The following is a 12,548-nucleotide window of genomic DNA, read 5'->3' on the forward strand; positions in this document are numbered from 1 at the left end:
TCCTAAAACTGTTTCGGGTCGCGTGCGTCAGTTGTCTTTCAGCGTCATGAGGAACGCGACCACGTCCTCGACATCCTGGGCGGACAGGATCGGCTGGATCGGATCCGGTGCCGCCTTGCCGGTGTAATCGTCGCCCGGGCGGATAAACCCGCTGGTCTTGTAGAAGGCCGGCATCACCGTGCCGTCGAATGTCTTCTTCGCGTTCACGAGAATGCCGCGCAGCTCTTCGGGGGTGCGGTACTCGCCGATGCCGTCGAGCACCGGGCCGACCTCGCCCTGAAACGGCACGTCGGGCAGCGCCGCCACGGCGTGGCAGGACACGCAGTTGCCCATCGACTTCTCGGAAAAGATCTGACGCCCCTTGTCGACATCGCCGGCGGAGCCGGTCAGCGAGGCCTCGACCTCACCGTATTCCCCGAAGGCGACATCGTCGGGCGCGACCACATTGGCGAATGCCGCGCTCGCAACCAATACGGCTGCCACTGTCAAACCAGTAAGCCTCATATTCCCTCCCTTGGCTCCTCAGACCTTGTCGGCCTGTTCCTCCTAGCTGTCGCATACCGTAGTCCACCGCGACCCATTCACGCAACATCAAATTCACAGAAATGAATTATTGATGATACCGCCGCAGGTCAATCGGTCTTGCCATCGTCGCGCTCGCGGATGCGGCGCGCGTGGTAGCGCTGGAAATCCTCCCCGTTATCAAGCGCGTACCGCTTCTCGTTCACCCAGGTGAACATATCGAGCGTGGTGCCCTTGCTGAACGCGCCCGGCATCACCGCGACCGCGGACTCGATGGCACTGGCGCCGTCTTCCACCTCTTCGGGCAGGAAGATTATGTTGGGGGTGAACAGCACCCGCCACTTCGCGGTGGCGGCCTTTTCCGACAGCGATTCCCCGTCGAAATCGGTGATCTCGGTATCGCCATGCAGGTTCACCTGCACGACAAAGAAATTCTCCTCGATATAGGCCGCCACATCGCCCTGGGAGAACACTTCCTCATGCATCTTGTGGCAGTAGATGCAGCCGCGCTGCTCGACGAAAAGCACCATCCGCTTGCCCTCGTCATTGGCCTCCGCCAGATCCTCGCGCAGATCCTTGAAGGTGTCGCGCATCCAGGGCTCCTTATAGAGCCCGTCATCGCCCATCGGAGCCACATCGGCCCAGACCGGCAAGGCGATGGCCGCGGCAAGCGCGGCCCCGCTCCATGCTTTCATTCTCTCCTCCTCCTCAGCTCAGCGACGTCCAGCTCGGGAACGTCTCGATCATCCACTGAGCGATGATGTTGACGCTGTCGGTCGCGATCAGCACCGCGAACAAGATCAGCATCGCGCCCATGAGTTTCTCGACATATTGCAGCTTGCTGCGGTGCCGCGCGGTCCAGCGCAGGAACGGCCCCGAGAACAGCGCCGCGATCACGAAGGGCGCGGTCATGCCGACGCCATAGACGAAGAGCAGCAGCCCGCCCCGTCCCAGATCGCCCATGCCGCTGGCGATCATCAGGATCGAGGCCAGCGCCGGGCCGACGCAGGGCGTCCAGCCGAAACCAAAGGCCAGCCCCATGACATAGGCGCCCAGCACCGAGGTCGGCTCGGCCTTCGACTCCATCCGCGCCTCGCGGTAGAGCAGCGGCACCCGGATCACGCCGAGGAAATGCAGCCCGAAGATCAGCAGCACCGCCGCCGCCACATAGGAGAGCGGCTGCTTCCAGTCGGCAAAGGCCTGCCCCACCGCCGTCGCGCCCATGCCGAGCAGCACAAAGATCGTGGTGACGCCGGCGGCAAAGAACAGCGCCGAGAGCACCAGCCGCCTCTGCGCGCCGGGGGCGAGCCCCGAATCGTCGCGCAGTTCGGTCATCGAGATCCCGGCCATGTAGCAGAGGTAGAAAGGCACCATCGGCAGGATGCAGGGCGTGAAAAAGCTGAGCAGACCGGCCAATGCCGCACCTGCAAAGGAAATCTCCAGCACGGTGCCTCCCCTCACCTTGAATAATTCATATATTCATATTACGTTGAATGAACGTCGCTCGTCAATCGGTGTGCCATGGCCGTCATCAAATCCCTCGCCGGGGCCGCGCTCTCGGTGCTGCTGCTGGCAGGTTCGGCCATGGCCGAAATCCGCCTTGTGATGGTCGAACAGCCGGGCTGTGCCTATTGCGCGGCGTGGAACGCGCAGATTGCGCCGGCCTATCCCAACACAGCCGAGGGGCGTTTCGCGCCGCTTTTGCGTGCAGATTTGCGACAGGGTCCTCCCGAAGGTGTGACTTATAAGCGTAAAGTCTTGTTCACTCCCACATTCATTCTGATAGAAGACGGGGACGAACTGGCTCGGCTGGAGGGGTATCCGGGCGAGGATTTCTTTTGGCCACTGCTCTCGCAACTGCTTGAGCGACACACAGATTTCGACCCGGCAGCGGTCTTGGTAACGCCGGCGGAACCTCTGGAGGGTGGGTGATGAACATGGCGCTTCCCGTGATCCATGACGATCTGAGCGAGGAGGAGCTCGACCGGATCGTCGACAAGGCGACCACCGCGTCGGCCTTTCTGAAAGCGATCAGCCACGAGGGGCGGCTGATGATCCTCTGTCACCTCGTGACCGGGGAGAAATCCGTGACGGAACTTGAAGAGCTGCTGTCCGCCCGCCAGGCGGCCGTCTCGCAGCAGCTCTCCCGGCTGCGTCTCGAAGGGCTCGTGGTGCCGCGCCGCGACGGCAAGGCGATCTATTACCGCCTCGCCGATCACCGGCCCCGGCGCATGCTGGAATGCGTCTACGAGCTGTTCTGCAACGACGACGAAGCCTAGGCCCACAGCCCTTTCGCAACCGCGCGTTGCGCGCTCCGTGACGTGACGCCCCACTTGAGATATCCGGCATCCCCGGACATACTCCTGAGCCACGGCGTCACTGGCGCCTGGGGAGGATTCACAATGTTTGACGTGCTGAGCGAGCACCATCTGGTCGCCCTGATCGGGCTGGGCAGCGGCATATTGCTTGGGCTGGCGGCGCGGCTCGGGCGGTTCTGCACCCTCGGCGCCATCGAAGACCTGCTCTATGGCGGCTCCGCCCTGCGCATACGCATGTGGGGCGTGGCGATCGGCACCGCGATCATCGGCAGCTTCGCCCTCATCGCCGCCGGGCTGTTCGATGGCGGCGCGACCTATTACCTCTCGATCCGCTGGATGCCGCTGGCCTCGATCCTCGGCGGGCTGATGTTCGGCTATGGCATGGCGCTGGCGGGCAATTGCGGCTACGGCGCCATCGCCCGGCTCGGCGGCGGCGATCTGCGCAGCTTCGTGATCGTGCTGGTCATGGGCGTCTCCACCTTCGTGGTGCTCGCCGGCCCGCTCGCCCCGCTGCGCGCGATGGTGTTTCCGCAGGAAGAGGTGATCACCGCCACGCCGCCCGGCATCGCCCATCACCTCGCCGCCGCCACCGGCCTCGCGCCCCATGCCATCGGCATCGCGCTCGGCACCCTGCTGCTGGCGGTCTCGCTGGCGTCGAAACCGCTCTGGGCCAGGCCCCGGCAGATCTTCTGGGCCGCGATGGTCGGGCTCGGCGTGATCCTCGCCTGGGCCGGCACCGCCTGGGTGGCGCGCACCGGCTTCGAGGGGCTGCCGGTGGTGTCGCACAGCTTCGCCGCGCCGCTGGGCGACACCATCCTGTGGTGGATGACCGGTTCCGTGCGCCCGCTCTCCTTCGCCGTGGGCTCGGTAGCCGGCGTCTGGACCGGCGCCTTCCTCGGCTCGCTGCTCAAGGGGCATTTCCGCTGGGAAGCCTGCGAAGACCCGCGCGAGCTGCGCCGCCAGATCGTCGGCGCGGCGCTGATGGGCGCGGGCGCGGTCATCGCCATGGGCTGCACCATCGGTCAGGGGCTCTCGGCCTTCTCGGTGCTGGCCTTCTCCGCCCCGGTCACCATGGCGGCGATCTTTGCCGGCGCCGCCTTCGGCCTGCGCCAGCTCATCGTCGGCTTCCAGCCCGCCGAATAACCGGGGCCGGGGGCATCAGAGCCGCCCCCTGCCCTTCATCTTTCTGCAAATACTCCAAAACACCCGCGCCACCGGCGCGGCGCTCAGGACATCTCGGCCAGCCGCGCCACGTAGCGCGCCATGGTGTCGATCTCGAGATTGATCCGGTCGCCCACGGCCACCCCGCCCCAGGTCGTCGCGTCCTTTGTATGCGGGATGAAGTTGATGCCGAACACCGCGCCCTGCACCTCGTTCACCGTCAGCGAGGTGCCGTTCAGCGCCACCGAGCCCTTGGGCGCGATGAACTTCGCCAGATCGTCGGGCGCGCGGAACTGCACCCGGGTCGAGTCGCCCTCGTCCGAGATCGCCACGATCTCGGCCAGCCCGTCCACATGGCCGGAAACGATATGCCCGCCAAGCTCGTCGCCCACCTTCAGCGCGCGTTCGAGATTGATCCGCGTGCCCTCGGTCCAGGTGCCGAGATTGGATTTCGACAGGGTCTCGGCACTGATCTGCACATCGAACCAGTCCTCGCCCAGATCCACCACCGTGAGGCAGACACCGTCGCAGGCGATGGAGGCACCGATATCGATGCCCGAGGTGTCGTAGGACGTGCCGATCCGCGCCGTCAGATCGCCCGCCTGCGTGAGGCTCCGCACCTCGCCCATATCCGTCACGATACCGGTGAACATCGCATCCTCCTGACCTGCCCCAAAGAGGCCTTATTTTCGCCGAAAAACCGCGCTAAGCAGTCCGCGTATCTTTCTCCATTACCGGGGCGCCATGACCAAGGCAACCGCTTCCCCCCGCGTGTTCCTGTTCCTTCAGGGCCCGCACGGACCGTTTTTTCACCGGCTGGCAACAATGCTGCGCAAGGCCGGGTCGCAGGTCTGGCGGGTGGGCTTCAATGCCGGCGACCGCGCCTTCTGGTTCCATCCCGAAAGCTACATCCCCTTCACCGGCGCGCCGGAGGACTGGCCCGCGACATTCGAGGCGCTGCTGGTCGAGAAGGGCGTGACCGATATCGTGCTCTATGGCGACACCCGTCGCATCCATGCCGAGGCGGTGGCGGCGGCACGGGCGTGCGGGCTCGGCGTGCATGTCTTCGAGGAAGGCTATATGCGCCCCTATTGGGTGACCTATGAGCGCGGCGGCTCCAACGGGCATTCCCGGCTCATGCAGATGAGCATCGACGAGATGCGCGGCGCGCTGGCGCAGTCCGACATGGAGGCGCCGCTGCCTCCCGGCCACTGGGGCGACATGCGCCAGCACATCTTTTACGGCGCGCTCTACCACTGGTTCGTGATGTTCCGGAACGGCGATTACCGCAATTTCCGCCCGCATCGCGCACAGAGCGTCGGGCAGGAATTCCAGCTCTATCTCAAGCGGCTTCTGCTCATGCCGCTGCACCGCGCCGAGCGCCTCGCAGAGACCCGCCGCATCCGCCGCGGCGGATTTCCCTATCACCTCGTGCTGATGCAGCTCGAACATGATGCGAGCTTTCGCGAGCACTCGCCCTTCGCCTCCATGACCGAGTTTCTGGAGCTGGTGATCGAGGGCTTTGCCAGGGGAGCGCCCGGTCACCATCATCTGGTTTTCAAGGCGCATCCGCTCGAGGACGGGCGCGCCCCGGTGCGCCGCACCATCCGCGACATGGCAAAGCGGCTGGGCGTCGCCGAGCGGGTGCATTTCGTGCGCGGCGGCAAGCTGGCTCGGCTGCTCGACGATGCCCGCACCGCCGTCACGGTCAATTCCACCGCCGGTCAGCAGGTATTGTGGCGCGGAATTCCCCTGAAGCTCTTCGGCAATGCGGTCTATGCCAAGCCGGAATTCGTCTCCGACCAGCCGCTGCCCGCCTTTTTCGCGCAGCCCGCCCGGCCCGACAACCGCGCCTATCGCGATTACCGCCGCTATCTGCTTGAAACCAGCCAGATTCCGGGCGGATTCTACTCCTCGCGCGGGCGCCGCCAATTGCTGCGCCTGGTGGTCGACATGATGCTCGCGGAAGACGATCCCTACGATGCGCTGCGTCACGGGACCGCGGCGCCACGGCAACAGTTGCGCCTGGTCCACTGAGTGTTTCTGCCCGCCGCGCTGGATTTTGCAGCCGGATTCCGATAGGTTACCGAAAAAACCTGAGGCAGAACAAGAACAGGTCGAGGAGACCGAGCAGTGAAACACTCCCCCAACCGATGGGTGAAGTCCGTCGCGTTACTGGCCGCGGTGTCCATTCTGGCATCCTGCGGCCTTCCGCGTTCGGGCCCCAACAAACGTGAAATCTTCGCAGGCTCGGTGATGCGCGAGGGCGACGCCTTTGTGATCTCGGTCAATGATCGCGTGACCCGCGCCACCGCCGTTGTGCCCGCGCTCGGCTTTTCAGAAAGTTTCAGGAACGCCTCGGTGCTGGGCTCGGACACGATCCGCCCGGGTGACACGCTGGGACTGACGGTCTGGGAAAACGTCGATGACGGCCTTCTGGTGGCCGAAACCGCCAATGCCACCGTGCTGGAAGAGGTGCAGGTTGACGGTTCGGGCTATATCTTCGTGCCCTATGCCGGCCGCATCCGCGCCGCCGGCAACTCGCCCGAGGCGGTGCGCCGCATCATCACCGACCGGCTCTCGGAGCAGACCCCGGACCCGCAGGTCGAGGTGCGCCGGCTCGCCGGAGACGGCTCGACGGTCAGCCTCGTGGGCGCCGTCGGCGGTCAGGGCGTCTACGCCATCGAGCGCCCGACCCGGACGCTGTCCTCCATGCTCGCCCGCGCCGGCGGCATCAGCATCTCGCCGGAAATCGCACAGATCTCGGTGATCCGCGGCCAGCAGACCGAAAAGATCTGGTTCCAGGATCTCTACGACAATCCCAGCTTCGACATCGCGCTGCGCGGCGGCGACAAGATCCTTGTCGAGGAGGACACCCGCTCTTTCACCTCGCTCGGCGCCACCGGCGCGCAGGCCCGCGTTCCCTTCGAGAGCCAGACGCTCTCCGCCGTCGAGGCGATTGCGCAGGTCGGCGGGCTGCTGCCCACCGCCGCCGACCCCACCGGCGTCTTCGTGTTCCGCAACGAACCGGCAGAGATCGCCAATCAGGTGCTGGGCCGCTCCGATCTCGTGGGGGCACAGCGTCTGGTCTATGTGCTCGATCTGACTCAGCCCAACGGCATGTTCATGGCACGCGATTTCGTCATCCGCGACCAGGACACGCTCTATGTCACCGAAGCGCCCTATGCGCAGTGGAGCAAGACGATCTCGTCTCTGACCGGATCGCTGAGCGCGGTCAGCACGCTGGCCACCACTGCCACTGCCGTTCAGGGAAGCGGGGGCTGACCCTGCACGACACCGGGGGACAGGGCGGCGCCGGGGGAAACAACCCCCGGCGTCTTTATGTTTATAACGCCGGCTTCCTGCGCCAGCGCCGGCTGCGCCGCATCCTTGCGCTCGCCGGCTATCGCGTTTCGCTGGGCCGGCCCGGGTCGGGGGACATGGTCGGTGTCTGGGGACAATCGCCCTATGCCCATCGCGGCGAGGCCATGGCGGCGCGGCATGGCGTGCCGCTGCTGCGGGTCGAGGACGCGTTTCTGCGCTCGCTGCACCCGGGCCGAAGCGGCGAGCCGCCGCTGGGGTTGCTGCTCGACCGCACGGGGGTGCATTTCGACGGGCGCGCGCCGTCGGATCTGGAGACGCTGCTCGCCACCCACCCGCTCGACGATCACGCGCTGCTGGAGCGCGCGCGTGGCGCCATGGCGCGGATGCGCACGGCGCATCTGTCGAAATATTCCGCCACAGATCCGGACGCAGCCGCGCCCGAACCCGGCTATGTGCTGGTGGTCGACCAGACCGCCGGGGACGCTTCGGTGCGCGCCTCGGGCGCCGACCGCAACCGCTTTCTGGAGATGCTCTACTGGGCGCAGGAAGAGAACCCGGGCAAGCGCATCCTGCTGCGCACCCATCCGGAAACGCAGGCCGGGTTCCGTCCAGGGCACTATACCGCCGATGACGCGCAGGGGCGGGTGGCGCTCTGCACCGATCCGATTTCGCCAAAGGCGCTGCTCGACGGTGCGGTGGCGGTCTATACCGTGTCCTCTCAGATGGGGTTCGAAGCGATCCTTGCCGGTCACCGCCCGCGCGTCTTCGGCCATCCCTTCTATGCCGGCTGGGGGCTGACCGACGAAGAGGCGCCGCTGCCGCGCCGCCAGCGCCGGCTGACCCGGGCGCAGCTCTTTGCGGCGGCGATGATCCTCTACCCGGTCTGGTACGATCCCTATCGCGACCGGCGTTGCGAGATCGAAGACGTGCTGGGCGCTTTGGAGGCGCAGGCGCGGGCCTGGCGCGAGGACCGTCACGGCTGGGTCGCCGAGGGCATGCGGCTCTGGAAGCGCCGGCCGCTTCAGGGGTTTTTCGGCGGCGAAAGGCCGGTGGTCTTTGCCAAAAGCGCCGAGGAGGCCCGGAAACGGGCCGAGGAGGGCCGCCGCCGCATGATCTGGGCCAGCAAGGCAGAGGAAGCCGATGCAGTGCGGGTCGAAGACGGCTTCCTGCGCTCGCGGGGCTTGGGCGCCGCGCTCATCCCGCCGCTGTCGCTGGTGAGTGACGATCTCGGCATCTACTACGACCCGACACGCCCTTCCCGGCTGGAGCAGCTCATCGCCGCGAGCGCGGCTCTTCGCCCCGACGAAGAGGATCGCGCCCGCCGGCTCATCGAGCGACTGGTTGCCGGCGGGCTCACCAAATACAACCTCGCCGGCCCCACGCCCGCCCTGCCCGACGGCCACCGCATCCTGGTGCCCGGCCAAGTCGAGGACGATGCCTCCATCCTGCTCGGCAGCCCGCAGATCCAACGTAACGCCGATCTCCTCGCCCGCGCCCGCGCCGAGAACCCCGAGGCTGTGCTGCTCTGGAAACCGCACCCGGATGTCGAGGCCGGGCTCCGCCCCGGCGCGGTCGAGCGGCCCGAGAGATGGGCCGACGCCACGCTTACACAGGCGGATATGGGCGCGCTGCTGCCGCAGGTGGCCGAGCTCTGGACCCTGACCTCGCTCGCCGGCTTCGAGGCGCTGCTGCGCGGCATCCCGGTCACCACGCTCGGCGCGCCCTTCTATGCCGGCTGGGAGCTGACCCGCGATCTCGGCCCGGTGCCCGCCCGCCGCCTCGCCGGGCCGCGCCCCTCGCTGGAAGGGCTCGTGCATGCCACGCTCATCGCCTATCCGCGCTACCGCGATCCGCTGACCGGCCTGCCCTGCCCCGTCGAGGTGGTGGCCGACCGCCTGGAGGCCGGCACCCTGCCCCGCCCCGGCCCGCTCAACCGGTCGCTTTCGAAGCTTCAGGGCCTCTTTGCCAGCCAGTCTCATCTCTGGCGCCGCTGAGCCGCGCCGCCCTTGTTCATCGCCGCCGCGACTGCGATATACTGACGGGAACGCCAGGGCCGCGATCCCCGCGCCCGCAACGCAGGAGAGACGACATGCTGAAAGGTTTGGGCGGTCTTGGCGACATGGCCAAGATGATGAAGACCGCGCAGGAGATGCAGGGCAAGATGGCCCAGCTTCAGGAAGACCTGCAATCCATGGAAGTGACCGGCGAATCCGGTGCCGGTCTGGTCAAGGCCACCGCCTCGGCCAAGGGCGAGCTGCGCGGGCTCGATATCGACCCGTCGATCTTCAATTCCGACGACAAGGAAGTGGTCGAGGATCTGATCCTCGCCGCGATCAAGGACGCCCAGGCCAAGGCGCAGGACCGCTCCGAGCAGGAAATGCGCAAGCTCACCGAGGCGATGGGCCTGCCCGCAGACATGAAACTGCCGTTCTGAGGCGACGCTCCGGAGCCTGTCGCTTCGGACAGCCGCAGAGGTCCCGGGTCGCGCCCGGGACGCGATACACCCCGCCCCGGCCTTTGCGCCGGGGCCTCTTGCCAAAAGGGGCAGACCGCTTGCCGGATCGCACCGAAATCGACGCGCTGATCGAGCTGATGGCCCGGCTTCCGGGCCTCGGGCCGCGCTCTGCCCGCCGTGCGGTGCTGCATCTCATCCGCAAGCGCGCGCTGCTTCTGCAACCGCTGGCCGACGCCATGCAGGCGGTGGCCAGCACGGCACGCGAATGCCTCAACTGCGGCAATATCGGCACCGCCGATATCTGCCCGATCTGCGCTGATGAGAAACGCGGCAACGGCCAGATCTGCGTGGTCGAGGATGTCGCCGATCTCTGGGCTATGGAGCGCTCGGGCGTCTTCAGGGGCCGTTACCATGTGCTGGGCGGCACGCTCTCTGCCCTCGATTCCGTCGGCCCCGAAGAGCTGCGCATCCCGCAGCTGGTGACCCGCATCGACACCGAATCCGTCACCGAAGTGATCCTGGCGCTGAATGCCACGGTCGACGGCCAGACCACGGCGCATTACATCGCCGATCAGCTCGAGCACCGGGTCGCCCTGAGCTCGCTGGCGCAGGGCGTGCCCATCGGCGGTGAGCTCGATTATCTCGACGACGGCACCATCACCGCAGCCCTCAACGCCCGCAAACGGCTCTGAGCGCCGGTCCCTTGGCAGCCCGCGGGAAACACCTTATGCGCAGGCCCCAACACGCAGGCGCGCAGCCGTAGCGGAGACGCAAAACGGCCCGGAGATCTCTCCCCGGGCCGTGCGTCATGGAAGGTCGGATCCGGCTTAGCGGCGCGGATCCTCGCTGTCTTCGTCCTCGTCGTCGTCATCGCCGCCCGAGGGCAGGTTGAAGAAGCTGTCGGCATCCGAGAAATCGCTCGGCCCCTTGTTCTCTTCCTCCTCGTCCTCGCCGCGCGGATCGGAGAGCGAGAAGGTCTCCAGCCCCTCGATCGCCGAGGGCAGGCGCGGCTCGGGCTCCATGCCGAGGCTCTGCTCGGTCGAGACCAGCTTGCGGCGCTCGTCGTCGGTCATCACCTCGTCCATCTTCTTGGCGGCCTTGGCCACCGCGGCGTCGAGCTCGGTCTGACGGCAAAGCCCCAGCGCCACCGGGTCGATGGGCTGCATGTTCTGGATGTTCCAGTGGGTGCGCTCGCGGATCGACTGGATGGTCGGCTTGGTGGTGCCCACCAGTTTCGAGATCTGCCCATCGCTGAGCTCGGGGTGGAACTTCACCAGCCACAGGATGGCGTTCGGCCGGTCCTGACGCTTCGACAGCGGCGTGTAGCGCGGACCGCGGCGCTTGTCCTCGTCGACAGCGGCGGCGTTATACTTGAGCTTGAGCTTGTGCAGCGGATTCTTTTCCGCCTTGTCGATCTCGGACTGCTCGATCTGGTTGTTGCCCACGGGGTCGAACCCTTTCACCCCGGCAGCCACGTCACCGTCGGCGATGCCCTGGATTTCCAGCTCGTGCATGCCGGTGAAATCGGCAATCTGCTTGAAGGTCAGCGTGGTGTTGTCGACCAGCCAGACGGCGGTCGCCTTGGGGTGCAGCAGTTTGGCCATCGTTCCATCTCCTTGCAATGCGTCTTCCCCGCCCCCAAGCCATTCTCTGGCCGGGAGGTCCCGGATTTGATCCGGGACGGGCTACCGTTGTCGGGGAACTTGGCCGCTATATAGTGGCGACAAACCCAAGAGGGAAGAGAAAATGCGCTGGTTTCTGCTGCTGCTCGTCTCCGCCACCCTGGCCCGCGCCGAGGGCGAGACGGCGGGGAGATTCGATTATTACGTGATGTCGCTGAGCTGGTCGCCCAGCTGGTGCGCGCTCGAAGGCGATGCGCGCCGCTCGCCGCAATGCGAGGAGGATCACGGCTGGATCCTGCACGGGCTCTGGCCGCAATACCATCGCGGCTACCCCTCCTATTGCCCGAGCTCGCAGCGCGCGCCGAGCCGGGCGATGACCGCAGAGATGGCCGATATCATGGGCACGGCGGGGCTCGCCTGGCATCAGTGGAAGAAGCACGGCAGTTGCTCGGGGCTGAGCGCCGAAGCCTATTTCGCCCTCTCCCGCCGCGCCTATGAGGCCGTGACCCGCCCCGCCGCCTTCCGCAAGCTGGAAAGCCCGGTGAGCCTGCCGGCAGCGCTGGTGGAGGAGGCCTTTCTCAAGGCCAATCCGGGGCTGGAGCCGGATATGCTGACGATCACCTGCAAAGCGGGGCGCATCCAGGAGGCGCGGCTCTGCCTCTCGACATCGCTGGAGCCGGTGCCCTGCGGGCAGGACGTCGTGAAGGATTGCACCCTGCGCGACGCGCTGCTCGACCCGGTGCGCTGACGGCACGGGCGGCTTTCGAGGGGCCAGCCCCTCGGACTCCCCGGGATATTTTGGGCCAATGGAAACATGAGATCCCGGAAAGAAACCGAATATTAAGGTTAGGTGATTATATACTTGAGAAAGCAATAGAATGCTAACCAAATCGGGAGATGATATTGACGACCTGCTTCGCAACGTCGACGAAATTGTCGAGCGTTGGAATCGTAAGCATGAGGCCTCCGTTGAGACGACCCTCAAAAGTTACGTCAACTCGGATATTGACCTCCTCTTTGAGTATTCTGGAGTAGCCCGCTGAAAGTGGTCCACCAACTGGGATAGATTATCCCTCAAATTGGAGGATCAGCGATGGCTGGAAAGCGAGAGAGGCCCGAAGAGATTGTATCGAAGCTTCGGCAGGT

At 66.0% G+C, this 12,548-nt stretch carries 14 protein-coding genes; 9 read left to right on the forward strand and 5 right to left on the reverse strand.

All coding sequences use genetic code 11. The features are described 5' to 3' along the window. Nucleotides 1–27: 27 nt before the first annotated feature. The 3 genes from soxX to I6N89_RS19285 all read right to left on the reverse strand — a co-directional run bounded on the left by soxX (nucleotide 28) and on the right by I6N89_RS19285 (nucleotide 1,968). Nucleotides 28–504, reverse strand: a complete 477-nt coding sequence (gene soxX, locus I6N89_RS19275; protein ID WP_207020132.1) for a sulfur oxidation c-type cytochrome SoxX — start codon at nucleotides 502–504, stop codon at nucleotides 28–30. A gap of 128 nt (nucleotides 505–632) precedes the next feature. Continuing rightward, nucleotides 633–1,217, reverse strand: a complete 585-nt coding sequence (locus I6N89_RS19280) for a thioredoxin family protein (protein ID WP_207020133.1) — start codon at nucleotides 1,215–1,217, stop codon at nucleotides 633–635. 13 nt (nucleotides 1,218–1,230) lie between these two features. Further along, complete coding sequence (locus tag I6N89_RS19285) at nucleotides 1,231–1,968, reverse strand: cytochrome c biogenesis CcdA family protein (protein ID WP_207020134.1); 738 nt, start codon at nucleotides 1,966–1,968, stop codon at nucleotides 1,231–1,233. Nucleotides 1,969–2,043: 75 nt separating this feature from the next. Here I6N89_RS19285 and I6N89_RS19290 point away from each other — a divergent pair, with 75 nt between their 5' ends. From I6N89_RS19290 to I6N89_RS19300, 3 genes are all read left to right on the forward strand, one after another. Then, on the forward strand, nucleotides 2,044–2,454 hold the full coding sequence (locus I6N89_RS19290) for a thioredoxin family protein (protein ID WP_207020135.1): 411 nt from the start codon (nucleotides 2,044–2,046) through the stop codon (nucleotides 2,452–2,454). A 5-nt stretch (nucleotides 2,455–2,459) separates the two neighbouring features. Further along, nucleotides 2,460–2,801: an ArsR/SmtB family transcription factor gene (locus I6N89_RS19295; protein WP_207020147.1), complete on the forward strand. Its 342-nt coding sequence runs from the start codon at nucleotides 2,460–2,462 to the stop codon at nucleotides 2,799–2,801. Nucleotides 2,802–2,924: 123 nt separating this feature from the next. Next, nucleotides 2,925–3,983 carry a YeeE/YedE family protein gene (locus tag I6N89_RS19300; RefSeq protein WP_207020136.1) on the forward strand — a complete coding sequence of 353 codons (1,059 nt, stop codon included), beginning with the start codon at nucleotides 2,925–2,927 and terminating at the stop codon, nucleotides 3,981–3,983. Nucleotides 3,984–4,066: 83 nt separating this feature from the next. Here the strand turns inward: I6N89_RS19300 and I6N89_RS19305 are convergent, their stop codons facing one another. Next, nucleotides 4,067–4,654 carry a riboflavin synthase gene (locus tag I6N89_RS19305; protein WP_207020137.1) on the reverse strand — a complete coding sequence of 196 codons (588 nt, stop codon included), beginning with the start codon at nucleotides 4,652–4,654 and terminating at the stop codon, nucleotides 4,067–4,069. 91 nt (nucleotides 4,655–4,745) lie between these two features. Between I6N89_RS19305 and I6N89_RS19310 the strand changes: the two genes are divergently transcribed. The 5 genes from I6N89_RS19310 to recR all read left to right on the forward strand — a co-directional run bounded on the left by I6N89_RS19310 (nucleotide 4,746) and on the right by recR (nucleotide 10,472). After that, on the forward strand, nucleotides 4,746–6,038 hold the full coding sequence (locus tag I6N89_RS19310) for a capsule biosynthesis protein (protein ID WP_207020138.1): 1,293 nt from the start codon (nucleotides 4,746–4,748) through the stop codon (nucleotides 6,036–6,038). Between the two features lie 96 nt (nucleotides 6,039–6,134). Then, a complete protein-coding gene (locus I6N89_RS19315; RefSeq protein ID WP_207020139.1) occupies nucleotides 6,135–7,286 on the forward strand; it encodes a polysaccharide biosynthesis/export family protein in 1,152 nt (383 codons plus the stop codon). Between the two features lie 2 nt (nucleotides 7,287–7,288). Next, complete coding sequence (locus tag I6N89_RS19320; RefSeq protein ID WP_236016731.1) at nucleotides 7,289–9,319, forward strand: capsular polysaccharide biosynthesis protein; 2,031 nt, start codon at nucleotides 7,289–7,291, stop codon at nucleotides 9,317–9,319. 95 nt (nucleotides 9,320–9,414) lie between these two features. Then, complete coding sequence (locus I6N89_RS19325) at nucleotides 9,415–9,759, forward strand: YbaB/EbfC family nucleoid-associated protein (RefSeq protein WP_207020140.1); 345 nt, start codon at nucleotides 9,415–9,417, stop codon at nucleotides 9,757–9,759. A 119-nt stretch (nucleotides 9,760–9,878) separates the two neighbouring features. Continuing rightward, nucleotides 9,879–10,472, forward strand: coding sequence for a recombination mediator RecR (gene recR / locus I6N89_RS19330; protein ID WP_207020141.1), 594 nt, complete (start codon nucleotides 9,879–9,881; stop codon nucleotides 10,470–10,472). Nucleotides 10,473–10,607: 135 nt separating this feature from the next. Here recR and I6N89_RS19335 read toward each other — a convergent pair whose 3' ends face one another. Then, nucleotides 10,608–11,384, reverse strand: a complete 777-nt coding sequence (locus I6N89_RS19335; protein ID WP_207020142.1) for a DUF1013 domain-containing protein — start codon at nucleotides 11,382–11,384, stop codon at nucleotides 10,608–10,610. A gap of 142 nt (nucleotides 11,385–11,526) precedes the next feature. On the opposite strand from I6N89_RS19335, the gene I6N89_RS19340 reads away from it, so the two are divergent. Continuing rightward, on the forward strand, nucleotides 11,527–12,150 hold the full coding sequence (locus I6N89_RS19340) for a ribonuclease T2 family protein (RefSeq protein ID WP_207020143.1): 624 nt from the start codon (nucleotides 11,527–11,529) through the stop codon (nucleotides 12,148–12,150). Nucleotides 12,151–12,548 lie beyond the last annotated feature (398 nt).

The sequence above is a fragment of the Salipiger abyssi genome (assembly GCF_017311415.1).
Taxonomy (GTDB): Bacteria; Pseudomonadota; Alphaproteobacteria; order Rhodobacterales; family Rhodobacteraceae; genus Salipiger; species Salipiger abyssi_A.